Here is a 26769-nt window from a genome sequence, read left to right on the forward strand (position 1 = left end):
ATGCCATTATCTAAAACAAAGATCCTCAAAAATGATTAATTATGGCATAATGTGCGCCAATTTATATTTTCGCGACGTCATGCAAAGGCTAATTATTGCTTTTGAGCAAAACGCATTTTAAAGAGAGTCAATTTTCGTGTTAAGTACAAATAACATCACAATGCAATTTGGCAGTAAGCCATTATTTGAAAACATCTCGGTTAAATTTGGCAACGGTAATCGTTATGGTCTAATCGGCGCTAATGGCAGTGGTAAATCCACCTTTATGAAAATTATTGGTGGCGATCTCGTGCCTACATCAGGTAATGTGGCTTTAGATCCACATGAAAGACTCGGTAAATTACGCCAAGATCAGTTTGCTTTTGAAGAATTTACCGTCCTTGATACCGTAATTATGGGACATACAGAATTATGGGAGATCAAGCAAGAACGGGATCGCATCTATTCACTCCCTGAAATGAGTGAAGAAGATGGCTTTAAAGTTGCTGATTTAGAAAGCCAATATGCTGAAATGGATGGTTACAGTGCCGAATCTCGGGCTGGCGAATTATTATTAGGTGTTGGTATTCCAATTGAGCAACATTACGGATTAATGAGCGAAATCGCACCAGGTTGGAAGTTGCGGGTATTATTAGCCCAAGCCCTATTTTCAAATCCAGATATCTTATTACTCGATGAACCAACCAATAACTTAGATATTGATACAATCCGCTGGCTTGAAGATACTTTAAATCAACGCGAAAGTACTATGATCATTATTTCGCATGACCGCCATTTTTTAAATATGGTCTGTACCCATATGGCAGATTTAGATTATGGTGAATTGCGCATCTATCCGGGTAACTACGACGATTACATGACCGCATCAACGCAAGCGAGAGAGCGTTTGTTAGCCGACAATGCCAAAAAGAAAGCACAAATTAGTGAACTGCAATCCTTTGTTAGTCGCTTTAGTGCCAATGCATCAAAATCAAAACAAGCAACATCACGCGCAAGGCAAATTGAAAAAATCAAACTTGAAGAAGTCAAAGCTTCTAGTCGACAAAATCCATTTATTCGTTTTGAGCAAGATAAAAAGCTATTTCGTAATGCGCTTGTTGTTGAAGACCTTACCAAAGGATTTGACAATGGCCCTCTTTTTAAAAATCTTAAGCTCATGGTTGAAGTGGGCGAAAAAGTTGCTATTTTAGGGACTAATGGTATTGGTAAAACCACATTATTAAAAACGCTAATGGGCGAACTGACTCCTGAGCAAGGCGATATAAAATGGTCTGAAAACGCAAATATTGGTTATTATGCGCAGGATCATGAATACGAATTTGAAGGCGATTTAACGGTATTTGACTGGATGAGCCAATGGAAACAACCAAACGACGATGAACAAGCCGTGCGTAGTATTCTAGGTCGATTATTATTTTCACAAGACGATATTAAAAAACAAGTTAAGGTCTTATCTGGTGGTGAAAAAGGACGTATGTTATTTGGTAAATTGATGATGCAACGTCCTAATATTATTGTTATGGACGAACCAACTAACCATTTAGATATGGAATCTATCGAATCACTCAATATGGCATTAGAGCTTTATCAGGGCACACTATTTTTTGTTTCGCACGACCGTGAATTTGTTAGCTCACTGGCAACACGCATTGTTGAAATCACCCCAGAAAAAGTAATTGATTATACGGGTAATTATGAAGATTACTTACGTAGTCAAGGAATTGAATAATCATTCATTAATAAAAATGGCCACAAATACCAATGTGGCTATTATTCTGGTTGCCAATAAATTTTACAACGTCTTAATTTTTGTTAACGACTTGTATAAATGGAAATAACTTCGCCAGAATCAATGTCTATATCAACATTTATATCATCTATAACTATTCCACCAGCTCCAATGTTCATCCAATTATCTTGCGTTATCTCTTTCGAATAAAAGCTTATTGTATAACAGCTAAATCCATTATTTATGCTTATATAATTATTAAAAGATATATAAAAATGATCGATATCGTATTTATATTTGGTCACAAATTCGCTTTTCTTTGCTGCTTCTATCGCTTTGAATAAAAAAGGCGTATATTTTTTATCAAGTTTAAAAATAGTGTCTTCGCCCATTATGCAAGCCTCCTTACCGAAATAGTAGACAGTCATTGTTTAGATAATAGAATTAGGCTAACTGATTTATACCAACTTATATTAGCGTTGTTTGATCATTTTAAGAAAACATAAGTACAATGGGTTATAAATAATAAAAAGCAAATTACCCATTATTACAATAGTAATTTAGTCATAAAAATAGTCACACCTGTGACTATTTTCTATTTAAAGATGACCAATGAATTAGAACTCTAATTCATCCCACCAAATATCAATAAGTTGGCTGGTTTTTACATTTTTCAAACCGTGAGTTTCCAGCCATTTTGTGACAATGTCACGATGTTCTTCAGTACAATTCCCTAATTTTTGGGTGCAAATAATCCCTTTCCAATTTAAATAACCGCTTCCCTCATAAGCTAAACCATTGGGTTGAATAGCTTCAAGAATAAACTGATCAACGATATTATCTAAAGTCTCTTCGCTTGTACCTTCGTCAAAAGACCAACTAACCGTAAAGCCTAACTCTTTAAACTCTTCAATGTGTAATTTTTTTCGTAAACGTCTGCTGCGATTTACCATAATAGTTTCCTTCTACATTATTAAATATTAATTAATTTGTTTATTTTTAGTGTGATTATGTCGGCTTGATGATTTCACACCATTTTGATTGAACTGCGACGATCGGTTTGCGCTTGCACTTCCTCTTTTTGGTGGTGCTCGCCTTTGTGATGATTTTTTTATCGGTTCAGCTTTAATCTTAGGATCAACTTCAAAACCTTGAGTTGTTAATTCTGGAATCGTTTTTTTAATTAACTTTTCAATCGCTTTTAATTGAGGAAGTTCATCAATGCATACCAGCGAAATAGCCTGTCCTTCATTTTGAGCACGTCCTGTTCGTCCAATGCGATGCACATAATCTTCTGCCACTTGTGGAAGTTCATAATTAACCACATAAGGCAGTAACTCAATATCAAGACCGCGAGCGGCAATATCGGTTGCGACTAATGCTCTAATTTGTCCACTTTTAAAATCTGCCAAAGCTTTAGTGCGTGCGCCTTGGCTCTTATTGCCATGAATGGCAGACGCTTTTATACCATCTTTAGTCAACTGTTCAGCTAAGTGATTAGCGCCATATTTCGTGCGAGTAAAAACCAACACCTGTTGCCATTGATTTTTACCAATTAAATAAGACAACAATTCACGTTTACGACGTTTATCAACTCGATGCACATATTGGGTGATCTGCTCTGAAGCGCTATTTGTTTTCGCAACAGCAACCAATTCTGGGGCATGCAAAATCGATTGCGCTAATACTTTTATTTCATCAGAAAAAGTTGCCGAAAACATCAAATTTTGGCGTTTTTTAGGTAATTTAGCAATCACACGGCGAATATCATGAATAAAGCCCATATCTAACATGCGATCAGCTTCATCCAACACTAGTATTTTAATCGTTGAAAGATCCACGGCATTTTGTTGCACTAAATCCAATAATCGCCCTGGTGTTGCAATTAAGACATCCACACCGCCACGTAGTTTCATCATTTGCGGATTAATACTTACTCCGCCAAATACCACCAATGACCGAATGGGTAAATAACGGCTATACTCACGAATATTTTCGCCAATTTGTGCAGCAAGCTCACGAGTCGGCGCTAAAATCAATGCATATAAAGGACGTTTGCCTTTTTTCGCCTCAGGTTTATTGATTGCTTGCGCTTGCTGTTCAACCCATTTTTGCAAAATGGGTAAACCAAAACCTGCGGTTTTACCTGTACCGGTTTGCGCACTTGCCATAAGATCTTTACCGGATAAAATGACTGGAATAGCTTGCTGTTGGATGGGAGTTGGGTCTGTGTAGTTTTGTTCTTGAATTGCTTTTAAAATCTTAGCATCTAAGCCAAGAGAGTCAAATGACATGAAATGATTCCTAAATAAATGAAAAGTGGATTGTCCGCTTATATTATAAAGCAATTCCATAATATTTTCTGTTTATTTTGTTATTGTCTATCTTCAATAATAAAATTTACTGTTTATTTTACAACCAGAAACTAAAGTTAGAGTCATATTAGTAAATATAATTTCACAATAGACTGCTTCATTTTATCCAACATTTTTAGCACCTTATAACAGCCTTATTATTGGATTATATATGCATTTAAAATCTAACCGAATTAAAAATGTATTAATAGCCTAACTTTTATCACTTTTAGCCTTAACAGTTTTGCCAAAGATGATATCACCTTTGCAAACTTTCGTGATATTCGTGATTTGCCTCTTCATCTTTATAGTAGCAAAGTGTGGGCTCAAAATATGATTTTTGAGTCACTTCAACTAAACTATCTGCTCAATATCTGGGCTTTATGCTACCTAAAACATTGATCAGATAGTTTATATAAAAAATACTCAAGAAGTCATCCATAACACGTTTGTTATTGGATAAACCAACTGCTTAATTATATATTGCCTAAAAACTATATCCATACAGTTTAGATCGTTAAATTATAACTATGGTTTAATAAATTTATGATTTGTTCAAATGATATCGAACCGTCGAGCATTATTGTGATCCAATGATTTTTATTCATATGGTAAGCCGGTAATAAACCTGAACTATTTTTTATTATAGAAATCAATTCTGGATCGGATTTCACATCAATTATCTCTACCATATCGTTAGATCGAAAACCTAATTTATTTTTCTCAACTGACATAATTAAACCAAACCATTTACCATTACATTTATGTCGAAGTACTTTATAATCAGGAAATTTTTTAAAAGGATGATCAACTTGAACTTCATTCAAAGTCTGTGCGTATTCTATTAATCTATTTTTCAGGCTCATAGTTATTTCCTTTTTCGATTCACTAAATCTAAAGTTATAAACAGCTTGTTTAATCCTACAAACTAGTCAATTTTTAAGTTTTTCGATAGGATAAAATCTTTCTTAAAAATTATAAATATAATTACGCTAACTATTTCAATTTTTTAAAGTAAAGAGAAATAAAGAAAAAGATAAATTTGACATTAAAAAACAAAACTTAACCATGAAGAACAAATAAAAATGCTAACTTAAAACTTCTTATTACACTCAGGTTGCAAAATTACTAGTAATTTTACAACCTACTTTAAGAGTAGCAAGCACAGCATTGATACGGCTACAATCAATAATCTGCTTATTGTTTTTGACAAATTTCATCAATTGATAATGTTGCGGGCACATTACGATTATCGGTGAATTGAAAGCGGAACAAGAAGCGAATATCATAAGCACGTAACACATCAATCACGTCTTGCTTGTCACAAAATTGAGCATTTAAACCAAGCCTAATGCCTTCGGTGATATCTACCATTGATGCACTTTGGCTATCGATTGGCATATTGTATTCAAAAACAACGCTATTGAGGTTATAAAAAATGTTAGTGACTTCGTAACCCGCTTCGATTTTAACCGGAAATGTTCCACCTTCGCCTAATATCGATCTTTTAGCACTATCCGCAAAGGCTTTAGTTATATTTGCTGACGGAGGCAATTCGGTACTATACGCGCTCGAAATCATAAAAAAAGCAGAAACTAGCGCAGCCAATTTTATTCGTTTTTTCACTTCAGTATTCCTTACATTGAATCTTAATCCAGTTATATTATTTTAACGGCATTATTGGTTTCAATAAGCCTAATTAGATTGTTATTTTACACAAAAAATAAGAATAAAAATAATAAATCAGAATAAAATATTCATCAAAACGGCAATTATCTAAAATCGACACAATCAAAAAAGGCAACCCAATGGCTGCCTTTAATCGTCTTAAGTGACTAAAATCACTTTTTATTTGGATGAGGATCTTTAACTGAATCACCCTGCCCAGACATAATATACCAACCATTTTTGCTATGCGGCTTTTTATTATGATCAGGGCAAGGAGGTAACGATTTTTTGCTTTGATTTGAATATATATAGCCGCAATCGGCACACTTATAAGTACCAGCCGAAACATCACTACCATATGGAGCAAATTTTTGTACCATGATAAGTTTCCTCCTGATAAAATTGGCGATAAGCCCAATTGCTTATCAATGTATATATAAGCGCTGATTTAAGAAAAAAGCAAGTATAATTTTTCAACAAAAAATCAATGAAATTGTTATTTTTATCACACAAAAAACCGTCAGGAAAGATATTGATTTTATTTAAGTTTTTGTATTGTTTTTTTAAATAAAATCAATCCTTTTGATATTGCTATTGTTTTGAAAAATTGGGCTCTTGGGGGGGGTAAAATAGCGTTACTTTTGTTTTAACACAAAGCAAACCAACCATCTTAATACCTTAATAATAAACAGTATGCCATATGCCAAGCCACTTATAACAGGAAATAAAAATGCACATAAAAAGACAAAAAGTTCATTTAAACCAAAACTGTAAGCCACAGCACTAAAGTAAACAGCTCCCCCCCAAAAAATACAAAAAAGTTCGCCGAAAAACAGCCCTAAAAACGAGGTAAATTGACAGTTATTTGGTTCAGTAAACAGTTTTATCAACATCAAAACAAATAAAACAACTTCGATCAATAGGGTTAAACCTAAAAACAAATAAATAATAGGAAAGTAAATATTTGGATAAGAATCAAACTTAATAGTCGCCAATATAGGAATAATCATAAACAAATAACAAATAGCAAAGGCTATAAGCAAGGGACGAATGTTTAGCACTTTTTGGAACATATATTTTGTTACTAATTTCAATTAGCACTCCTTTTTCATATTAACATAGTGTACTTATCTAAATAATAATGTAACACAATGACTACAAATTCAACAATTAATTAATAGGTTATGCAAAAATCACTTAAATTTGAGACATTGATGGGATCTACATTAGATAATCCCTTGATTTTACTAAAAATAACAAAACAAAAAAATTCAATAAAATCAATACCTTTCCTGACTGATTTTTTATCACTATTGTGTTAAAAAACGATCCACTTATAAATTTACCATAAAATACCCAATACTTTTAAAAACCTTAATAAAATCTTATTTTTATACTTGACGTTATTGATGACATTGGCATAATTACACGTTCAATGTTTTATCAGGATCTATCCATGAAATATAAAATAATCAGCCTTAGTATTGTCATTTTAGCTTGGATGAGTGCTTTACCCACAGCTCAAGCCGACGAAATAACTTGTCCAAGCTCAGTAACAATTAAATCCGCTCATTTAGATATTAATAACCTGCCTAACGATTGGGCGGTTTCTGAAAAGAAAGATGCATTATTATTGCTTGATGGCGTTGGCGTCTATTCCGATAATCCCGCTAAAAAAATCCAGCAAAAACCAGAAACCGGTATCATTGATGGTAAACAACATCAAGCAACTTGGAGCGTAAACACCATTTACGACGAAGGAGGTAGTTGGGTTAGCTGCAGCTACAACTATGAAGAAGTAGAATTAGTCAAAAAAATCAACCCAATCATGAAAAGCTGCTGGGAAATCGATTCTAAAGATCAATTTGATCGATTACAAGTCACGATTAAGTGTAGTGCTAGTGAATTGCAAGAGATTAAGTAGGTTTTGTATCTTATAAAAATGGTGGTTTTACAAAATAACGTTCAATCTTTAATAACTTTAAATCAGCCTAAAAAGGTAAGAATAAAAAGACTGAAAAAATTATTAAAATTTTAATCTTAAAAAATTAACTAATTTAATTATTTAATAAATAAAACAACATCATTTTTGCATGTTTGTGGTTAAAAAAGTGATGCTGAGTTTAAATAAAATTAATTTTTTAATGCAATTAGAATTATAATCATCAATGACATTAGTTGCTATTTTTTGTGTCAAATATACAATCCCACCATTTAGGTGAAAAATGGCATTTTCTAATTTTTTTTGATTTTTGTAATATAAAATGAGTTCACATAAATTGAATTGAGAATAATCAATGGTTAAATTAAAAGTAATGCTTTTTGTTGTCCCTATTATTGCTATTGTTGCTATTATTGTTGTTATTGTTCCGTCTTGTTCGAGTCGTGGAGAGCTTTGCCTTTTTGGTACAGTTAAATCGACATTCAATGATTATAAAAATGCATATTGGCAATCAGTTGATAATAAAAAATCTAAAGCTTCAAAGCTCGATATTAAAAAATGTAGCCAAGAAGCAGAGAATGCAAGAATTATTCTTATTAATATTTTTACCCAGTTATGTACTGATGGGCATATATCCCAAGAATATTTACCTGATGCTGTTTGGATTCAACACAATTATATTGAGAACTATTATTTTGGTAAAAGCACTGAAAAATTGACAGGTACAACAGAACAAATCCTCACCAAATTTTTAGCTTATGACGACAATGACAACTTTCCTAGTGTTGATAGATTAAATAAGGCGTGCGCTCGTTATATTCCAAAAGATGGCATATTATATCATTATCTGGAAATAGGTCCTGATATTCCATTTTATACAAATTATTATTTTGAACAATGTATGATTAAAAATAACTTTGAAAGCATCGCTCCTGTAACCACAAAGACATACTGCAAGGGAATTGGCTGGTAACTAGATAATATATAACTATAAGCTTTTCGCAGAAAATTAAACTTTTTATGCTCAAAAATTTTGGCGGATGGGAGACGTTAAAGATAGCGAATAAATACGCCCATTCAAACGCAGATCACATGCTTGAATTCGCAAATAACGTCACATTTACGGCACAAGGCTCATTCAATGGCACAATGGAAAATCTAAGAAATGCTTAAAAATTATATAAATCATGATTTTTAATGGTGGCCCCTACTGGACTTGAACCAGTGACCAATCGATTATGAGTCGACTGCTCTGACCAACTGAGCTAAGGGGCCATTTGGGTGTGCTACTGAGTTAGTAGGGTTATGATTATAATAGAGTTGAATCAAATTTGCTATAGTTAATTAATAAAATAGGTCGGTTTGATTATTTATTAAACTGTAATTTATTGGATTTTATGCAAGTTTAATTACTGATATTTTTTGTTTAATTAAACTGATACAATAATTTGGTTTATTACTGTTAGTTATTTTATTGGTTGAGGAAATGTTATGTCTATCAAGAAATTATTATTTATTAGTGTTGCGATGTTTGCAACCTTGCTTTTAGGTGCATGTAGTAGTTCTAAATATCAACCTACTTCTGCTGGTAGTCAAGTTCAGTTTATTGATACTAAACCTGCGGCTTCTTGTCAGTTATTGGGTAAAGCGGAAGGACGTCGTAGTAGTTTCTTTTCTGGCCTTAAAACGCATAGCGAGCTAATTCGCGATGCGGCTTCTGAGCTGATGAATAAGGCTGCTGCAATGGGGGGGAATGTGATTTATAACGCACAAGATACTTCTATGCAATATATTTCGGATATTGCGCCAACAGATGCGGTTATGGTTGGTGATGTTTATAGTTGTAAATAAGGCTAGTTAAATAAGAAAGGGAGCTTTGCCTCCCTTTTTTTATTGGTATTAATCAATTGTAATATCTTGAGTTAATTTAACCATTTTGTTTTTCAAATTGTTGCATAAAGTCAATTAAATAATTCACGCCTTCTTGATCCATCGCGTTATAAATGGATGCACGCATTCCACCTGCAATACGGTGACCTTTGATGCCAATAATGTTAGCTTGAGTTGCTTCGCTTACAAATTTTTTATCTAGTTCTTCATTTGGCGATAAAAAAGTGACATTCATAATTGATCGATTCGCTGTTGCGACAGTATTTCGATAAAAATCGGATTGATCGATAAATTGGTATAGTAATTGTGCTTTGGCTTGGTTTCGTTGCTGCATTGCTTTTAGTCCACCAAGGCTTTTTATCCATTTAAACACTAAGCCCGACATATACCATGCAAATGTAGGCGGCGTGTTAAACATGGAATCGTTGTCTAATAAGATTTTGTAATCTAATACTGATGGTAGGATTTTTTGTGCATAACCAATAAGATCTTCACGCACAATCACAATGGTAATGCCTGATGGACCAATATTTTTTTGTGCACCAGCATAAATAATGCCATATCGGCTTACATCAATAGGTTGCGATAATATACATGATGATAAGTCTGCAACCACGGTTTTATTGCCAAAGTTGGGTTCTTCAAAGATTTGAACTCCATCGATTGTTTCGTTTGGGCAATAGTGTACATAAGCGGCATTATCATTTAATTGCCATTCTGACATAGGTTTGATAGCTGTTAGTCCATTTTGTTTGATAACAACATTTTGTTCATTAATTTGGCAATATTTGCTGGCTTCTTTGGCTGCACATTGGCTCCAATAACCGCTGTTAATATAGTCTGCACTGGTTTTGTTACCTAAGATATTTAATGGAACTGCAGCAAATTGTGCTCTGGCACCACCTTGGCAATAGAGGATTTTGTAATTATTAGGGATGTTTAAAATTTCACGCAGGTCATTAGAGGCTTCAATAGCACATGCATCAAAATCTTTGCCTCTATGGCTTAATTCCATGACCGATGCGCCTGTATTACGCCAATTTAATAATTCAGTTTGAACTTGCTTTAATACATCAGCAGGCAATTTTGCAGGGCCTGCACTAAAGTTATAACTTTTATTCATTGCGATTCACTTTAATCCATTCAAAGAAGGATTCTATTTTTACACTGTATGGACAGATATACAATCAGATTTTTTGTAAAAAATTTTCAGGAAACCATGTGTTTTAGCATAAAAATACCGGCGAATGCCGGCATGGTTGTAATTAGATTGATGTAGGTAATTATAAAAGTTGTTGCTTGGCAACTTCAATCGCTGATTTTACCTGCTGTGGTGCAACGCCGCCTTTAGCACAGCGTTTAGCTAAGCATGATTCTAACGATAATATTGGATAGACATCACTATCGATAACGGAGCTGAACTTTTGTAGTTCGGCAAGCGAGAGTTCTTCGAGTGCTTTTTGCTTTGCTATCGCATCAACAACAGCTTCGCCAACAATGTGATGAGCTTCGCGGAATGGTATTCCTTTGGTAACTAAATAATCAGCAAGTTCGGTTGCATTTGAATAACCTTGTTTAGCGGCTTCTTGGCAGTTTGTATAGTTGATTTTGATATCTTCTAACACTAGTGTGGCCATATCTAAGCATTCTTGCCAAGTGTCGAGCGCATCAAATAGGTGTTCTTTGTCTTCTTGTAGATCTTTATTATAAGCAAGAGGTAAACCTTTGATAGTCATGAGTGTTCCCATTAGAGCACCAGTAACCCGCCCTACTTTGCCGCGAATTAGTTCTAATGCATCGGGGTTCTTTTTTTGTGGCATGAGTGAAGAACCTGACGTAACACGATCTGATAACTCAACAAAGTTGGCTTCGCCACTGTTGAAAATAATAAGATCTTCAGCAAAACGCGATAAATGTACCATGCCTATTGAGGCGTTATTTAATAATTCAACAATATGATCACGATCAGATACCGAATCTAAACTGTTATTAGTTGCTTGAGCAAACCCTAACCAATGCGCCAATTGCTCACGATCCATTGGATAGGCGGTTCCGGCTAATGCACCTGAGCCTAATGGACTAACGTTTAAGCGTTTTAGTGTATCTTGTAAGCGGCTAACATCACGGCTAAGCATTTCAAAATAGGCTAAGCACCAATGTGAAAAAGTAATTGGTTGTGCTCGTTGCAAGTGGGTATAACCTGGCATAATGGCATTTTGATGCTGTTCTGCAGTTATAACCAGAGATTGTCGCAAGTGATTAATCGCATTAATTAAGTAAGGGATTTGATCTTTACACCATAGTTTTAAATCGGTCGTTGATTGGTCGTTACGGCTTCGCCCTGTATGTAATTTTTTACCTAAGTCGCCAATTTTTTCGATCAGTTTTTGTTCAACCCAACTATGTATATCTTCGGCATCACTTTGTAAAATCTGTTTGGGATCTTGTTGAACCGAAATTAGTAATTCATTTAAGACTTTTTCTAATTTTTTTTGTTCATCATAAGATATTACGTTGACCGTCACCAATGCTTTTGACCAAGCAATTGAACCCATGATATCTTGCTCTGCAAGACGATAGTCAAAGCGCAATGAATCATTAAAATGCTTAAATCGTTGATCTGCCGCTTGACTAAAACGTCCTCCCCATAATGCCATAATTACCTCAATATTATCTTTAATAATTGCTTAAATAATTTAAATTTTATCAAAAATAAAAATAATATATACAGGATTTAACCTGTATATATTTATTATTATCATTTTTTTATTTACGCATTAGCGTTTACTTTTTCGCTTTTGTTGCTGATTTTTTAACTGCAGTTTTTGTGTTATTAGCGGATTTAGCTGGTTTAGTTTTTTTTGCAGGTTGTTTTTGCTTTTCTTCATTTAATGCACGTATACGTGATGATAACGAGAATAGACGAATAAACCCACCAGCATGGCTATGATCATAAACTTCATCTTCACCAAATGTGGCAAACTCTTCGCTGTATAAGCTATTTGGTGATTTCTTTTGTACCGCAGTCGCATTACCTTTATAAAGTTTAACCACTACTTCGCCTGTCATATCTTGCGCTAAAACTTCGGCTGCGGCTTGAATTGATCGACGATATGGAGCAAACCAGCGTCCATCGTAAACAACATAAGCCATTTCTAAACCAAGTTGTTCACGCCATTTAAAGCTGTCACGATCTAAGATTAATTGTTCTAAACCGCGTAATGCTGTCATCATGATTGTTCCACCAGGTGTTTCATAACAACCACGTGATTTAATGCCAACTAGGCGGTTTTCAATAATATCAACTCGTCCAACACCATGTTTTGCACCAATTTTATTCAATGTTGCAACACAGTTGTAAGGCGATAATTTTTTACCATTGACTGAAACCACTTCACCTTTTTCAATGCCAATGGTTACCAATTCTGGTTTGTCTGGCGCTTCTTCTGGCGAAACAGTCCAAGCCCAGCAATCAGCGTTAGCTTGGTTCCATGTGCTTTCTAACACACCGCCTTCGGTTGAGATATGCCATGCGTTTTCGTCACGGCTATAAATTTTTTCAACAGTTGCGGTAGTTGGAATTTTACGGACTTTTAAATAATCAATTAGTGCTTCACGTGAACGTAGATCCCATTCACGCCAAGGTGCAATCACTTTAAGTTGTGGTGCGAGTGCGGTATAAGTGGTTTCAAAACGTACTTGGTCATTACCTTTACCCGTCGCGCCATGGCATAATGTATCAGCTCCAACCTCTAGCGCATACTCAACTTGTGCTTTAGCAATAATTGGACGAGCCATCGAGGTACCAAGATAATAGGTACCTTCGTATAAAGCCCCTGTTTTTAAGACAGGGTACACATAGTCTTTAACAAATTCTTCTCGTAAATCAACAACCTTACAAGCAACTGCACCCGATGCTTTGGCTTTTTTTTCTACATCTTTTAATTCTTTTGGATCTTGACCTACATTAGCAACGAATGCATAAACTTCACACCCGCCATAATTTTCTTTTAACCAAGGAATAATCGCCGATGTATCCAAACCACCTGAATAAGCCAATACAACTTTTTTTGTTCCACTTTTTTTCATGCTACACCCTTTCTAAATTAACTTACGGTAAAAAATGAGTTAGAGACCTTTACTTTAAATTGTTAAATATAGCTAACCAGCTTAATATAATATCAGCTTAATATTTAAGCAATAATTCTTGTGCCTGTTGTACCTGATTGTTCGTTAAATAATTTAATCAGTTGGTCAGACTCTTTCCAACTAGCAATTGCAATCGGTCGTCCTAAGGCTTTGGCTGCTTCAAAAGCGGAATTAACTTTTACGACCATGCCCTCTGTAATAATACCTTTGGCAATCAGTTGATCAGCTTGCGATTGCGTTAGTGATGCAATGCGTTGTTTGTTTTCATCAAGTACGCCGACCACATCGGATAGCAATATCAAGTCAGCATTTAAGGTTTTAGCTAGCGCAACCGCAGCGTGATCAGCATTGACATTCATCATTTGCCCTTCTTCAGTGATACCAATCGAGCTGATAATGGGTAAATAACCGGCATTAATAAGTAGGTTTATTAATGTAGGATCGCCGGTTTTGGCTTCGCCAACATAACCAAGATCTTCCGAAATTTGTTTGACTTCTACACTATTACCATCAGCTAAGCAGAGTCCCACACTGGCTATTTGCTGTTTTTTAGCTTCTGACAATAAAGTGGTATTGGCACTGCCAGCAAGGCTACCGACAATAACGTCAATTTGGTCAGCAGGGGTGACTCGTAGCCCGTTTCGACGTACCACGGGTAAAGAGAGTCTATCCATTAGTGAATCGACCACTGTACCACCACCATGCACAATAATTAATGGCCGTTGAAAATTCTTTTTATATTCACTAATAACAACAAATAATTTATTTAAGGCATCTTTGTTATCAAGTAATACACCACCAAGCTTTATAATTAATGGTTTCATTTTAGTTTCCTATTAATTTAACTTACTGCTAATTTATTCAATAATTTTTTACAGAATTTAAATATAATTTCATCCATTTTTATAATAATGATGTGGTTTCATCAAAACCATATCGAATATTCATACACTGCACTGCTTGTGCTGCTGCACCTTTTAATAAGTTGTCTTCAACAGAAATTAATATTAAATGGCGATCTTTTAATACAAAACCAATATCACAATAAGGCAAACCAATGACAGATTTTAATGCCGGCCAATCTTTTTGATAAACTCTGATTAAGGGTTTATTTTGGTAATATTTATTCAAAGCCGTAAGAATATCTTGTGATGTTACGCCTTCTTTTACTCGGCAAGTTATAGTGGCATGAATACCTTGTTTAAAACTACCTAAATGAGGTATAAAGATCACTTCTTGACCTAAATGTGTCGTAATTTCGGGTTGATGGCGATGAGTAAATAACCCATAAGCATGTAAGCTCACTTCGCAAAATATATTATTATGCGAAGGTTTTCGCCCTGCTCCACTTACACCACTGACGGCATTAATAACAGGCCATTGTGAACTGTCTAGTAGTTCTTCTTTAATTAATGGTTTGAGTGGTAATTGCGAAGCAGTAGGATAACACCCTGGTACCGCAATAAGTTGAGCTCTTTTGATCTGTTCACTATTCCATTCAGCTAAGCCATAAACGGCTTTGTCTAACCATTTTGGATGTTGATGGGTGAAGCCATAATAATCAGTATAAAAAGTGGCGGAATTGACTCTAAACGCACCAGATAAATCAAAAACGGTACAGCCATGTTCTAAGAAATAAGGGGCAATAGTGTGACTAACGGCATGTTCAGTAGCTAAAAAAACGATATCGACATCATTAATATAAGCGGAATAATCCGCAGTGGCTATAAGAGGTAAATCAACAACACCTTTTAACTGGGGATGTAAATCGTAATCAGAAATGAGCTTGCCACCATCCTGGCTGTTTTCTGATACAATTAAAGCAATAAGTTCTATATGCGGATGCTTATGTAAATAATAAGCTAACTTTGCACCAGCATAACCACTCGCTCCTACAATAATGGCCTTTAACATACCTATCCTTATCTATTTTTTATACAATAATTTGTATATAGTAGGTTATTTATAAGGCTATTACAAGTGTTAAAATGAATTTTTATTCACTTTTTATGAATTTAATTTCATTTTTATTTTTTTTTTTTGGGTTGTCCTAATATTTTAAATGAATCTAATTTATGATTTTATTTTCTTAAGTAAATACAAGCAAACAACTTTAAATACCTACCGATAAAGATCGGCAGGCACGCTTTAGATTATTTTAAAAAACTTGCCGACTTTAATATCGCTATCAATAATTCCCAATAGCGGTAAACACTTTGTATGTTTACTTTTTCGTCTGGTGAATGTGGCGAAACAATCGTTGGCCCAATTGAAATCATGTCCATATTTGGATAACTTTGTTTAAATAAACCACATTCAAGCCCTGCATGAATCACCATTATTTTTGCTTGCTGAGAAAAAATTTCGAGATATTTATCTTTAGCTAGTTTAAGTAATTGTGAATCTAAATTAGGTTCCCATCCTGAATAACCACCACTTATTTCATAATTGGCATTCATAAGTTGACTAAGAGATATCAATGTCGATACAACGGCATCTTTAGCACTATCAACTTGAGAGCGAATTAAAAAATGGGCATTAAGTTGGTTATCTTCAATATTAACAATACCGAAATTGAGTGATGTTTCAACCACACCATGAAGTTGATCACTCATTCTAACCACACCATTAGGTGCTGTATTTAACCAATTAATGATCTTATTTTGATGTTCAGTGGTTAATACACGTTTTACTTTATTGGATTCAACCTCTGATAAAATTATTTCAACAGCAGACTCTGCATGACCTAATTCACTGCGTAAAATAGTTTGATATTGTTTAACAATAGCTTCTAATTTAGGTAAATCTTGTTTATTTAGTGTGATTTCAGCAAAGGCTTCTCTTGGAATAGCATTGCGCAATGTTCCGCCTTTTATATCGGCTAATCTAAACGAGATATCTTGTGCATATTGCGCTAAAAAACGAGCCATTAATTTAATTGCGTTACCACGACCAAGGTGAATATCACAACCTGAATGCCCACCTTTTAACCCTTTAAGCGAAATGTTCATATAACAATCATGTTTTTCAGGTATTACTGCATAAGTAATGGCAAAAGTCGTGGTAAAGTCAACACCGCCAGCGCAACCAGTAAATATTTCGCCTTCGTCTTCAGAATCAGTATTAATTAAATAGTGGCTTTTTAACCAATTTGGTTGTAAACCAAAGGCACCATGCATGCCGGTTTCTTCTGATACTGTTATTAACACTTCAATCGGCCCATGTTCAACAGCAGGATCAATTAACACAGCTAACGCAGATGCAAGTCCAACGCCGTTATCTGCACCTAATGTTGTACCTTTGGCTTTTACCCATTCACCATCAACATAAGCTTGAATTGGGTCGGTTAAAAAATCGTGACTAGTGCCTTCATTTTTTTGAGGCACCATATCCATATGGGCTTGCAAAGCAATCGACGGGCACGCCTCCATCCCTTTAGTAGCAGGTTTAGTTAATAAAATATTACCTACTTTATCAAGCTTGCAATCAATGTGATTCCTATTGGCAAAATCAACAATATATTTGGTTATCATTTGCTCATGATGAGATGGGTGGGGAATTTTACAAATATCACTAAAAATCTGCCAAACAAATTTAGGTGTTAAGGTAGAAAGCATAATATAACCTCAATTATTAAGTAAGTAATAAATTAATGAGTGGTTTTTTTTAACTAATCACTCTATAATAAGGTGCAATTTTACAACTATTTTTAGTCCATTAATATTTATTTATTCGTACATTCGATTAAAATTGCAGGTTACACATGTCAACAGAACAAACTTTATTAACAGAAGAAGAAATCCAAGCAAAAAAACAACACAAAGCAGAACTTATTGCTGAAAAGAAAAAATTCAATGTCACTTGGGAAATGTTACAATCCTACGGGCGTCAACTCTCAGAACGTTTATTACCTGCTAACCAATGGAAAGGTATTATTGCCGTTAGTCGTGGTGGATTAGTTCCAGCAGCTATCTTAGCGCGTGAATTAAGTATTCGTTATGTCGATACGGTTTGTATTTCAAGTTACGATCATGATCATCAACGCGAAAAACTAATATTAAAACAGGCAAATGGCGATGGTGAAGGCTTTATTGTCGTTGACGATTTAGTCGATACAGGTAACACCGCTCATACTATCCGCGAAATGTATCCAAAAGCACACTTTGTTACTATTTTTGCAAAACCAGCAGGTAAACCACTTGTTGATGATTATGTTGTTGATATCGAGCAAGATACTTGGATCGAACAACCTTGGGATACTGGCGTCATGTTCGTTAAACCAATTTGTGATCATAAATAATCAATAAGGAAATTAAGGTTGTTATGACAACTACCGAAAATCTAACGGCACAGATATTTAAACCACAATTTGATTATCCTGAAACATCAACACTCATAAATCGTATCGATAGTAGTGATGGTAGTAGTATTAGCGCGTTAGATGGGGAAATTGATTCGAGGTGGTATCGCATTATTAATCCCATTTTATGGCATTGGCGTGGATTACCTAAATTAGAAGCTGAAGCGGTTTTATCCAAAATTGCCGCTTCAACTAGACATCATACAAATGATAACTGGCTAGATACGGTTATTGGTTATCAATCTGGTAACTGGGTTTATGAATTTTTAAACCAAGCAGCAATCTGGCAAGCGAAAGCAGAGTCGATAGATAGAACGAATCTGACCAACGAAGATAAAAATAATTTACTCAATTATTACCTTATTGCCAGTGAATTTTCAAGTATCGCCAGTTATCCTCATTTTAAAAATGATGAACTGGCAATGTATGCCCAAACTTGTGCTTATCAAGCTTATACAAAAGCACTTAGTTTTTCACCGTTTTTGATTAAAGAGCTTGAAATTAAGGTTGATAATCGTAGCGCCAAAGCAATTTTACATCTACCAAAAACTGAAAAAGCTTGCCCTGTTGTGCTAATCTGTAATGCATTAGGTAATTTGCAAATCGATTACTATCGTTATTTTAGTGAGTTTTTAGCCCCACATGGATTTGCTATGTTAACCGTTGACTTACCGACGGTTGGATATAGCCGTAACTTTGCTTTAACACAAAATAGTAGCCTAATTCATCAAGCTATATTAGAGCAATTGTCCTCAGTGCCATGGGTTGATGATCATCGTGTTTTTGTTGCAGGCTTTCGTTTTGGTTCGCATATTGCTACACGTTTGGCCTATTTAATGCCAAATAAAATAAAAGGATTGTTTAACTTCACTCCATTTGTTCACCAAATTTTTGTTGATAATGAGCTGCAAAAAAATCTACCTAATAGCTACAAAGATATGCTCGCAAGTCGCTTGGCATTACCTTCGATATCCAATCAGCAATTAGCGGCAGAATTGAAATACTTTTCACTAAAAAATCAAGGGCTTTTAACTCATGCTTGCCATGTACCGGTGATGAATATCATCTTTGAGGATGATAAGCTAAGCAATCTTTGTGAAGCAAAATTGATTCATTCAATTAAGCAAAATAAAGTAGTAACAGTGTCTAAAAAACAGTTACAAAAAAGTTTGCATCAAGCGTTAACTCAATCAGTACAATGGATGGAGTCTATTTTATAATTCACGATTTAAAATAAGAGCAATGTTATGATCAATAAAAAACAGCAAATTGTTGTTGTTAAATTAGGTACCAGTGTGTTAACTGATGGCACAAAACAACTCGATCGGGCACGCATAGTTGAGCTAATAAGACAATGTGCATGTTTACATAAAGATGGACATAAAGTTATTATTGTTACTTCTGGCGCAATTGCAGCAGGTCGAGAATACTTAAACTTCCCTACTCTACCTAATACTGTTGCATCAAAACAATTGCTCGCATCGGTTGGCCAAAGTAAATTAATACAGCTTTGGGAACAACTGTTTTCTATCTATAAAATCTATATTGGCCAAATGTTACTTACCCGTGCCGACCTCGAAGATCGTGAACGATTTTTAAATGCCCAAGATGTGTTAAAAGCCATGTTGGATAATCATATCATTCCAGTTATTAACGAAAATGACGCTGTTGCAACTGCCGAAATAAAAGTTGGAGACAATGATAATTTATCAGCGCTAGCCGCAATTTTAGCCGAAGCTGATAAGCTGATTTTATTAACCGACATTGAAGGCCTCTATACAGCCGATCCAAGATCAGATAAAAGTGCCAAGTTAATTCATGAAGTCGATCATATTGATGATAAATTACTAAGCATTGCTGGTGATAGTGTTTCGGGGCTTGGTACTGGTGGTATGACAACAAAACTACAAGCAGCAAAAGTTGCTGGCAGTGCGGGTATTGAAGTTGTGATTGCGGCAGGAAACAGAGCCAATGTCATTATTGATATTATCAATAATCACCCTGTCGGTACACGATTTCTTCCTCAAAAAACGCCACTAGAACATCGAAAACACTGGTTATTTGGCGCACCCAAAGCAGGCAAAGTGTTATTAGATGATGGTGCTGTTAATGCGATTTTAAATAATGGCAGTTCGCTATTACCTAAAGGTATTCTAAAAGTTGAAAAGGACTTTTCGCGCGGTGAAGTTATTGATATATGTGATAGCTTAGGCAAACATATTGCTCGAGGTGTTAGTCGTTATAACAGTGATGCTTTAAGGCAAATTGCTGGGCACCATTCGCAAGAAATTTCCAAAATTATTGGTTATGAACATGGATCTGTTGCTGTTCATCGAGATGATATGATAATTAAACAATAAGGCAGTATTTTTTCTCATAACTTTATAGTTAATTTGGGCTTTCCCCGTAGAAAAAAATTAATCGGTCAAATATGGAATAAAAAGAATTTATTCATATTGCAATAAAATCACTCGTAAAAAATTCACTTTAAAAAACCATTTAAATTTTAAAAAAAATGACGTAAAAAAGAAATTATTAAATAAATTACGTATGTGTTTTAAAGTATAAATAAAAGCAAGACAATAAAAAAACTAATATTTTCCAATTCTCAAAAAATAAATCAACCTGATTATTTTATGATTTATAAATATACAAATTAACGTTAAAAATATTACAATTACGTTTAATAAAAAATACTATTATCAAAAAAAAGTGGGAAGAAAGAAAATTGAGTATTGAAGTTAATAGTTATTCAAATAACTGGAAAAAAGAAAATCAAGACTTAGTATTTTATCAACGAAAATATATAAAAAATGGCATTATTCTATTATCTATAGTTTTCGTTATTTTTTTATGCCTTGCTTTAACCTTAAAACTGCCATTACAATTAGGTATAGCAATAATATTTATGATTATTTATTTATTGCTGCGCGGTTCGGAAAAATACATTATTTTGGGTCAAACCTATATAACAGTAGGAAAAAACAGTAAGTTAAGAATAATTGATTTATTATTTTTTGCGTTGTTTTTTATTGTCTATGCTTTGATGCGAAGCAATGAAAGTAATAAAATGAATTGTATCCTATTAAAAAATATTGAGTCTATTATTGAAGAAAATAATTTTTTAAGAATAGACTACAAACAAAATACTTCTCATAAGCAAATTTTGATAGATTTAAATTATATGACTGATGATGATAAACAATCATTACTAAAAGAAATAAATAATATAAAACAATCAAATAGCAATATAAAATAGTGGTGATAAAAATGTTACAGCAAATGGGTAAAACAGCTAGACTTGCTTCATATCAACTAGCACAATGTCCTACCTCAATAAAAAATAACAGTTTGATGGTTATTGCTGATTTATTAGAACAGCATAGCGCAAGTATACTCATTGCAAATGAAAAGGACATCCAAGCGGCGAAAGAACAAGGTTTAAACGAAGCCATTTTAGATCGTCTACTTTTAACACCTGAGCGACTATCATCTATTGCCAATGATGTTCGAAAAGTAGTTTCATTAACTGATCCTATTGGTCAAATCATTGATGGTTCTACTTTAGAAAACGGCTTAAAGTTACACCGTCACAGAGTGCCACTTGGCGTTATTGGTGTGATTTACGAAGCCCGACCAAATGTTACAATTGATATTGCAGCTCTTTGTTTAAAAACAGGTAATGCCGCAATACTTCGTGGGGGTAAAGAAACAATCAATACTAATACGGCCATAATTTCTGTCATCCAAAAAGCGTTAAAACAAGTTGGTTTACCTCAAACAGCTGTTCAATGTATTAATAATCCTGATCGTAAATATATTCATGAGTTACTTAAACTCGATAAGTATATTGATATGATTATCCCTCGAGGTGGTGCATCTTTACATAAATTATGCCGTGAACATTCAACAATACCCGTCATTACAGGTGGTATTGGAGTCTGTCATATTTTTGTTGATGAAACTGCTGATTTTGATAATGCTCTACCAATTATTGTCAATGCCAAAATTCAGCGCCCAAGCACTTGTAATACGCTTGAAACGTTACTAGTTCATCGAAATATTGCGGAGCAGTTTTTACCAAAACTTTGCCAGGTCATGGTAGATAATAACGTCGTATTACATACCGACCAAAACTGTTATGACATATTAAAAACGAGTAATGCAACTATCCTACCAGTAAAAAATGAAGAATTACGGCAAGAATGGTTATCAAAAGATTTAAACGTAATCATTGTTGATTCACTTGAACTGGCTGTAGAGCATATCCGCGAATATGGTACGGGTCATTCTGAATCAATTCTCACACGTAACTTACTTAATGCAGAACAATTCGTAAATCAAGTTGATGCAGCTGCAGTTTATGTCAATGCATCAACACGCTTTACTGATGGCGGGCAATTTGGTCTAGGTGCAGAAGTAGCTGTTAGCACTCAAAAATTACATGCCCGAGGCCCAATGGGTCTTGAAGCTTTAACCACATATAAGTGGATTGGTTATGGCGATGATTTAATTCGCCAATAACAAAATAAGATTTAAAATAACTGTTCGGTTATCCCGAACAGTTATTATTGTCCAATTTACTAATCAAAATTACGCATTAATAATGCATAATTAAGATCTATATCTTCAGGTATTGGAATATAAACAATATGACCATCCCCCAGTCCTGCTGGAACGGGTTGTCCTTTTTTGTTTTCCATACGTTCGATAATGAAGTTTTGATTACCTTTGGGAGTCATCATTTCGACACTATCCCCAACAGAAAATTTATTCTTTACGATAACTTCAGCTAAGCCATTGAGCCTCTCACCGCTAAACTCGCCAACAAATTGTTGCCTTTCTGAAACCGAATGGCTATGTTCGTAATTTTGCATTTCTTCATGCTTATGGCGACGTAAAAATCCTTCGGTATAGCCTCGATGAGCAAGTGCATTAAGTTCTTGTAATAAACGAGGATCAAAAGGTTTACCTTCACTTGCCGCATCAATTGCTTGGCGATACACTTGCGCCGTTCTTGCACAATAATAAAAAGATTTAGTTCTTCCTTCAATTTTGAGCGAATGTACGCCAATTTTAGTTAAATCGTCGACTAACTCCACAGCTCTTAAATCTTTTGAGTTCATAATATATGTGCCATGTTCATCTTCAAAAGCTTGCATATATTCGCCTGGACGCCCTGACTCTTCAAGCATGAATACTTTATTGGTTGTTTGACCAATACCTAATGTTGGCTCAACTTGTTGTACTGGTATCGGTTCACATTTATGAACAATTTGCCCTACTTCGTCTTCTTTACCTTCAGCAACTTTATATTCCCAACGGCATGCGTTAGTGCATGTACCTTGATTTGAATCACGCTTATTGATATAACCAGAAAGCAAACAGCGCCCAGAATATGCCATACATAGCGCACCGTGAATAAACACTTCTAATTCCATTTCGGGCACTTTTTCACGGATTTCAGCAATTTCATCCAGTGATAATTCACGCGATAATACCACTCGAGTTAATCCCATTTGATGCCAAAATTTTACCGTTGCCCAGTTAACTGCGTTAGATTGTACCGATAAATGAATTTCCATATCAGGAAAGTGTTCGCGTACTAACATAATTAAACCTGGATCTGACATGATAAAGGCATCGGGTTTCATGTTTACAATGGGCTCTAAATCGCGAATAAAAGTTTTTAACTTAGAGTTATGCGGTGCTATATTAACCACTACATAAAACTTTTTGCCTTGGGCATGAGCTTCGTTAATGCCGATCGCTAAATTTTCATGATTAAATTCATTATTACGAACCCGCAAACTATATCGGGGTTGCCCTGCATAAACTGCATCTGCACCATATGCAAATGCATAACGCATATTTTTTAAAGAACCAGCAGGAGAAAGTAATTCTGGTTTTGCATATAAATTTGTCATTAAAAATGCCTCTGATTTCAGGTCAGTATTACTAATTAGTAATAGGTTAAGCAAAATAGGATGGGCATTTTACGCTTTAGCCTATCAGTTGGCAAATTTATTATATAGTCAAGCTATATAACGCAAAAACTACACTCATTAAAAAGTGTTTTATTAATCAATATGATTAGATTAGATTCGAACAAATTTACGAATGTTTTTCACTCTTTTAATTTTCAATCATTCTTTTTAGGCAAAGCCGCATGGAGCGATACCTATTACAATACTAAAATAAATTTGGATATAACTTAGCAAAATGGAAATAAATTAAGGGAAAAATTCAAAGATTAAACTCATTACTTGGCACGGTTAGTTAATAGGATTATTTTTTTGCAATAATTGAGAGTGTTTACTAGTGGTGACAATTTAATTCGAACAATATCTATTTCAACTAATGCTACACAAAGTATTATGGAGACAGTAATTTGAGCATTAGCACTTACATATCAGCCTAATGCTTTATTAAGCAAAGCTACTTATTTTAATAAACTCTCCCCATTACTCAACAATGGTAAATACTCATTCCATCGATATTCTCTAATTGGCATGGGATTAGCCTCTCTAAAATATAAAACTAACGCAGGCTTGATACCATTCCAATTATTTACAAACTCATACCTGATAAGGTAACCATCCTTGATTAACTTCTTCGCTTTTGCATGATAATTAAAGTAGCTCATAGTTAATATTGAAAAGTTAGATTACAAAATTGAAAAAATGTGATGACAAAAGACTGATTAATTTAAATGGAGGCGCGTCCCGGAGTCGAACCGAGGTAGACGGATTTGCAATCCGCAGCATGGCCACTCTGCCAACGCGCCTTAGTGGTCTATCTGAATAGGTTGCAAATAGTAGCACTGGCTCGGCTAATCGTCAAGATTAAATAGATTATAAATACAGCAATCATTTCATTTTTAACTGTATTGCAAATAATCGGCTTTTTAACAAAAAATTTTAGCAACCCAATACATATCAAATAATGATTAGTTTGAAAGTTAATTCAAAAAAATAATAACAACTTATTGAAATTATATAAATAACATGCATTATAAAAATATTTTCTATTTTTACGCTAATTTTATATACTTAGCTAACTATATTCCAATTATAGGCCAAATTATGATTAATTTAAAATTCAGAGAAGTAAAAAAAGACTTATCTTCAAAAGAGTTAAGGGTTGCTCAGTACATTATGGACCACTCACAAACACTAAAAAATATGAGTATTCAAACCTTAGCTAAACTTAACCATGTTAGTACAAGCACTATTTTGCGTTTGTGTAAGAAATTAGGTTATAACGGTTTTAGTGATTTTAAAGTTGACTTGATTTCATCCTCTCCACAAAAACTAAGTACTGATGTTTTGCAAGATGATATAAATCTTAATGATACTTTGATCGATGTGAATAGAAAGGTACAAGCAATAGAAAAATCATCTATAGATGAAACACATTCAATGGTCAAACCTGAAGAGCTAGATAGAGCCATAGATCTAATTATTTCTAGTAATAAAATTATTATTTTTGGTAGCAGTAGCAGTGGTTTAGTCGGTAAAGAGCTTGAATACCAGCTTATTAAAATAAAAAAAGATGTTAATTGTCATTTTGATGCACATATTCAAAAAAGTATTGTCAGCACTCTCGATAAAAATGATTTAATTATAATTATCTCACACTCGGGAGAAACACCAGAATGTATTGAGCTATTAAAATTAGGACAACAAAATAAAGTACCATCAATTGCTATAACTAAAATGGGGCAAAGCCAAGTTTCTATGCTAGCCGATATTATATTACATACTACATCTACAGAGCATGTTTCACGTTTAATTCCGATTCGTTCTAAAATGTCGCAAATTTCAGTTATCAATATTCTTGTGACTAATTTATTTATACGCAAATATGACGAACGTTTGTTATTACAAACTCAAAATAGAGAAGAACGAAAGTATCCTCATCGGTAATATATTCACTGCCAATTAATAACATTTTAACTATCTTTACAACGATATAGTATTCAAGTTTATTACACAATAGCTACGCTTTCCCTCTTTTTATCTATCAACTTAATAACTCTATAGAAATCTAATAAACTTCGTAAAACATTTTTATTTGATAAATAGTTACAATCAAACATGATCTAGCTCACATTTTTTTTAAAATTTTAAAAAAATTGATGACTAAAATTAAGTATAGGTGTAACTTTATTACCAAATAAACACAAATTTAAAGTAATAATATTACAAAAAATTAATCAAAAAAGGAAATTGATTATGCATAACCAATTGCCAGTTATTTTAGCTAGCCATGGTTCATTTGCACAGGGTGCACTTGATTGTGCTCAAATGCTAATGGGTAAACAACAAAATATTCGTGCAATATCCGTTCAAATAGATAGCAATGTCGAAGAATTACGCCAACAAATGGAGGAGAATTATCAAGCACTCAACCAAGGTAATGGTGTAATTATCCTTGTTGATATTATAGGTGGCACACCATGTAATTTGGCGGGGGAATTACTCTTTAAACATGAAGATGTTTTACTTTTTTGTGGATTCAATATTCCAATATTACTTGAAGTTTTAAATAATCGAGAAGGTACACTTAATGACGTTAAAATTGCTATTGAAGAAGTATTTCCACAAAGCTGTATTGATGTTGGACAAGTGTTAAATACCAAACGTGAACAGTCTACTCTATTATAAGGAGATAA

The 26769-nt window shown here is 34.2% G+C and carries 24 protein-coding genes, 2 tRNA genes and 2 pseudogenes; 12 read left to right on the plus strand and 16 right to left on the minus strand.

Annotated elements, in window-relative coordinates; translation table 11 throughout:
• Positions 1–136 precede the first annotated feature (136 nt).
• A complete protein-coding gene (locus ACYIAJ_RS00805) occupies positions 137–1729 on the plus strand; it encodes an ABC-F family ATPase (RefSeq protein ID WP_483564167.1) in 1593 nt (530 codons plus the stop codon).
• An 83-nt stretch (positions 1730–1812) separates the two neighbouring features.
• On the opposite strand, the gene ACYIAJ_RS00810 is transcribed toward ACYIAJ_RS00805, so the two are convergent.
• From ACYIAJ_RS00810 to ACYIAJ_RS00840, 7 genes are all read right to left on the minus strand, one after another.
• On the minus strand, positions 1813–2121 hold the full coding sequence (locus tag ACYIAJ_RS00810) for a hypothetical protein (protein WP_174796991.1): 309 nt from the start codon (positions 2119–2121) through the stop codon (positions 1813–1815).
• Positions 2122–2346: 225 nt separating this feature from the next.
• Positions 2347–2682: a YggL family protein gene (locus ACYIAJ_RS00815; protein WP_483564168.1), complete on the minus strand. Its 336-nt coding sequence runs from the start codon at positions 2680–2682 to the stop codon at positions 2347–2349.
• Positions 2683–2709: 27 nt separating this feature from the next.
• A complete protein-coding gene (gene rhlE / locus ACYIAJ_RS00820) occupies positions 2710–4023 on the minus strand; it encodes an ATP-dependent RNA helicase RhlE (RefSeq protein WP_483564169.1) in 1314 nt (437 codons plus the stop codon).
• A 569-nt stretch (positions 4024–4592) separates the two neighbouring features.
• A complete protein-coding gene (locus ACYIAJ_RS00825; RefSeq protein WP_483564170.1) occupies positions 4593–4949 on the minus strand; it encodes an MmcQ/YjbR family DNA-binding protein in 357 nt (118 codons plus the stop codon).
• Between the two features lie 331 nt (positions 4950–5280).
• Complete coding sequence (locus tag ACYIAJ_RS00830) at positions 5281–5709, minus strand: hypothetical protein (RefSeq protein WP_483558171.1); 429 nt, start codon at positions 5707–5709, stop codon at positions 5281–5283.
• Between the two features lie 215 nt (positions 5710–5924).
• On the minus strand, positions 5925–6131 hold the full coding sequence (locus ACYIAJ_RS00835) for a hypothetical protein (protein ID WP_091346771.1): 207 nt from the start codon (positions 6129–6131) through the stop codon (positions 5925–5927).
• A 255-nt stretch (positions 6132–6386) separates the two neighbouring features.
• Entirely contained in the window at positions 6387–6845 is a 459-nt protein-coding gene (locus ACYIAJ_RS00840) for a hypothetical protein (RefSeq protein WP_483558169.1), read from the minus strand.
• Between the two features lie 362 nt (positions 6846–7207).
• Here ACYIAJ_RS00840 and ACYIAJ_RS00845 point away from each other — a divergent pair, with 362 nt between their 5' ends.
• The 3 genes and pseudogenes from ACYIAJ_RS00845 to ACYIAJ_RS00855 form a co-directional block, all read left to right on the plus strand.
• Positions 7208–7675 (plus strand): STY0301 family protein, encoded by a 468-nt coding sequence (locus ACYIAJ_RS00845; protein ID WP_091346768.1) that lies wholly within the window; start codon positions 7208–7210, stop codon positions 7673–7675.
• A gap of 373 nt (positions 7676–8048) precedes the next feature.
• Positions 8049–8666, plus strand: coding sequence for a hypothetical protein (locus ACYIAJ_RS00850; protein WP_483564171.1), 618 nt, complete (start codon positions 8049–8051; stop codon positions 8664–8666).
• A gap of 41 nt (positions 8667–8707) precedes the next feature.
• Positions 8708–8866 (plus strand): annotated as a pseudogene (locus ACYIAJ_RS00855) (site-specific integrase); the annotation flags it as partial.
• Between the two features lie 25 nt (positions 8867–8891).
• Here ACYIAJ_RS00855 and ACYIAJ_RS00860 read toward each other — a convergent pair.
• Positions 8892–8968: transfer RNA gene (locus tag ACYIAJ_RS00860), tRNA-Ile, on the minus strand.
• A gap of 216 nt (positions 8969–9184) precedes the next feature.
• Between ACYIAJ_RS00860 and ACYIAJ_RS00865 the strand changes: the two genes are divergently transcribed.
• The gene (locus ACYIAJ_RS00865; protein WP_483558165.1) at positions 9185–9544 is read left to right on the plus strand and encodes a DUF4156 domain-containing protein; all 360 of its coding nucleotides are present in this window, start codon (positions 9185–9187) and stop codon (positions 9542–9544) included.
• A 76-nt stretch (positions 9545–9620) separates the two neighbouring features.
• Here the strand turns inward: ACYIAJ_RS00865 and serC are convergent, their stop codons facing one another.
• The 6 genes and pseudogenes from serC to ACYIAJ_RS00895 form a co-directional block, all read right to left on the minus strand.
• Entirely contained in the window at positions 9621–10706 is a 1086-nt protein-coding gene (gene serC / locus ACYIAJ_RS00870; protein ID WP_483564172.1) for a 3-phosphoserine/phosphohydroxythreonine transaminase, read from the minus strand.
• Positions 10707–10866: 160 nt separating this feature from the next.
• Positions 10867–12240 (minus strand): argininosuccinate lyase, encoded by a 1374-nt coding sequence (argH, locus tag ACYIAJ_RS00875; RefSeq protein WP_483564173.1) that lies wholly within the window; start codon positions 12238–12240, stop codon positions 10867–10869.
• A 214-nt stretch (positions 12241–12454) separates the two neighbouring features.
• Positions 12455–13672, minus strand: a pseudogene (locus tag ACYIAJ_RS00880) (argininosuccinate synthase); the annotation flags it as partial.
• Positions 13673–13776: 104 nt separating this feature from the next.
• Entirely contained in the window at positions 13777–14556 is a 780-nt protein-coding gene (argB, locus tag ACYIAJ_RS00885) for an acetylglutamate kinase (protein ID WP_483558159.1), read from the minus strand.
• Between the two features lie 79 nt (positions 14557–14635).
• On the minus strand, positions 14636–15646 hold the full coding sequence (gene argC, locus ACYIAJ_RS00890) for an N-acetyl-gamma-glutamyl-phosphate reductase (protein WP_483558157.1): 1011 nt from the start codon (positions 15644–15646) through the stop codon (positions 14636–14638).
• 239 nt (positions 15647–15885) lie between these two features.
• Positions 15886–17349 (minus strand): aminoacyl-histidine dipeptidase, encoded by a 1464-nt coding sequence (locus tag ACYIAJ_RS00895; protein WP_483558155.1) that lies wholly within the window; start codon positions 17347–17349, stop codon positions 15886–15888.
• A gap of 146 nt (positions 17350–17495) precedes the next feature.
• On the opposite strand from ACYIAJ_RS00895, the gene gpt reads away from it, so the two are divergent.
• From gpt to proA, 5 genes are all read left to right on the plus strand, one after another.
• Positions 17496–18032, plus strand: a complete 537-nt coding sequence (gpt, locus tag ACYIAJ_RS00900) for a xanthine phosphoribosyltransferase (RefSeq protein WP_483558153.1) — start codon at positions 17496–17498, stop codon at positions 18030–18032.
• A gap of 23 nt (positions 18033–18055) precedes the next feature.
• Positions 18056–19312 (plus strand): alpha/beta hydrolase, encoded by a 1257-nt coding sequence (locus ACYIAJ_RS00905; RefSeq protein ID WP_483558151.1) that lies wholly within the window; start codon positions 18056–18058, stop codon positions 19310–19312.
• Between the two features lie 27 nt (positions 19313–19339).
• Complete coding sequence (gene proB, locus ACYIAJ_RS00910; RefSeq protein ID WP_483558149.1) at positions 19340–20452, plus strand: glutamate 5-kinase; 1113 nt, start codon at positions 19340–19342, stop codon at positions 20450–20452.
• Positions 20453–20820: 368 nt separating this feature from the next.
• Entirely contained in the window at positions 20821–21351 is a 531-nt protein-coding gene (locus tag ACYIAJ_RS00915) for a hypothetical protein (RefSeq protein ID WP_483558147.1), read from the plus strand.
• An 11-nt stretch (positions 21352–21362) separates the two neighbouring features.
• Positions 21363–22616: a glutamate-5-semialdehyde dehydrogenase gene (proA, locus tag ACYIAJ_RS00920; protein ID WP_483558145.1), complete on the plus strand. Its 1254-nt coding sequence runs from the start codon at positions 21363–21365 to the stop codon at positions 22614–22616.
• Positions 22617–22675: 59 nt separating this feature from the next.
• Here the strand turns inward: proA and trhP are convergent, their stop codons facing one another.
• Together trhP and ACYIAJ_RS00930 are read right to left on the minus strand one after the other, a co-directional pair.
• Entirely contained in the window at positions 22676–24019 is a 1344-nt protein-coding gene (gene trhP, locus ACYIAJ_RS00925) for a prephenate-dependent tRNA uridine(34) hydroxylase TrhP (RefSeq protein ID WP_483558143.1), read from the minus strand.
• Positions 24020–24805: 786 nt separating this feature from the next.
• Positions 24806–24879 (minus strand) — tRNA-Cys (locus ACYIAJ_RS00930).
• A gap of 298 nt (positions 24880–25177) precedes the next feature.
• On the opposite strand from ACYIAJ_RS00930, the gene ACYIAJ_RS00935 reads away from it, so the two are divergent.
• A complete protein-coding gene (locus ACYIAJ_RS00935) occupies positions 25178–26020 on the plus strand; it encodes a MurR/RpiR family transcriptional regulator (RefSeq protein ID WP_483558140.1) in 843 nt (280 codons plus the stop codon).
• A 309-nt stretch (positions 26021–26329) separates the two neighbouring features.
• Entirely contained in the window at positions 26330–26761 is a 432-nt protein-coding gene (locus ACYIAJ_RS00940) for a PTS sugar transporter subunit IIA (RefSeq protein WP_483558138.1), read from the plus strand.
• Positions 26762–26769 lie beyond the last annotated feature (8 nt).

Source organism: Gilliamella sp. X-46, assembly GCF_057063525.1.

Coding starts and splice junctions, on each gene's coding strand:
- argB (WP_483558159.1), bottom strand. CDS start 14,556: ATGAAACCATTAATTATAAAGCTTGGTGGTGTATTACTTGATAACAAA.
- argH (WP_483564173.1), bottom strand. CDS start 12,240: ATGGCATTATGGGGAGGACGTTTTAGTCAAGCGGCAGATCAACGATTT.
- ACYIAJ_RS00850 (WP_483564171.1), top strand. CDS start 8,049: ATGGTTAAATTAAAAGTAATGCTTTTTGTTGTCCCTATTATTGCTATT.
- proA (WP_483558145.1), top strand. CDS start 21,363: ATGTTACAGCAAATGGGTAAAACAGCTAGACTTGCTTCATATCAACTA.
- ACYIAJ_RS00825 (WP_483564170.1), bottom strand. CDS start 4,949: ATGAGCCTGAAAAATAGATTAATAGAATACGCACAGACTTTGAATGAA.
- ACYIAJ_RS00815 (WP_483564168.1), bottom strand. CDS start 2,682: ATGGTAAATCGCAGCAGACGTTTACGAAAAAAATTACACATTGAAGAG.
- ACYIAJ_RS00935 (WP_483558140.1), top strand. CDS start 25,178: ATGATTAATTTAAAATTCAGAGAAGTAAAAAAAGACTTATCTTCAAAA.
- proB (WP_483558149.1), top strand. CDS start 19,340: ATGATCAATAAAAAACAGCAAATTGTTGTTGTTAAATTAGGTACCAGT.
- ACYIAJ_RS00810 (WP_174796991.1), bottom strand. CDS start 2,121: ATGGGCGAAGACACTATTTTTAAACTTGATAAAAAATATACGCCTTTT.
- ACYIAJ_RS00895 (WP_483558155.1), bottom strand. CDS start 17,349: ATGCTTTCTACCTTAACACCTAAATTTGTTTGGCAGATTTTTAGTGAT.
- ACYIAJ_RS00865 (WP_483558165.1), top strand. CDS start 9,185: ATGTCTATCAAGAAATTATTATTTATTAGTGTTGCGATGTTTGCAACC.
- ACYIAJ_RS00845 (WP_091346768.1), top strand. CDS start 7,208: ATGAAATATAAAATAATCAGCCTTAGTATTGTCATTTTAGCTTGGATG.
- trhP (WP_483558143.1), bottom strand. CDS start 24,019: ATGACAAATTTATATGCAAAACCAGAATTACTTTCTCCTGCTGGTTCT.
- gpt (WP_483558153.1), top strand. CDS start 17,496: ATGTCAACAGAACAAACTTTATTAACAGAAGAAGAAATCCAAGCAAAA.
- argC (WP_483558157.1), bottom strand. CDS start 15,646: ATGTTAAAGGCCATTATTGTAGGAGCGAGTGGTTATGCTGGTGCAAAG.
- serC (WP_483564172.1), bottom strand. CDS start 10,706: ATGAATAAAAGTTATAACTTTAGTGCAGGCCCTGCAAAATTGCCTGCT.
- ACYIAJ_RS00835 (WP_091346771.1), bottom strand. CDS start 6,131: ATGGTACAAAAATTTGCTCCATATGGTAGTGATGTTTCGGCTGGTACT.
- ACYIAJ_RS00905 (WP_483558151.1), top strand. CDS start 18,056: ATGACAACTACCGAAAATCTAACGGCACAGATATTTAAACCACAATTT.
- ACYIAJ_RS00940 (WP_483558138.1), top strand. CDS start 26,330: ATGCATAACCAATTGCCAGTTATTTTAGCTAGCCATGGTTCATTTGCA.
- rhlE (WP_483564169.1), bottom strand. CDS start 4,023: ATGTCATTTGACTCTCTTGGCTTAGATGCTAAGATTTTAAAAGCAATT.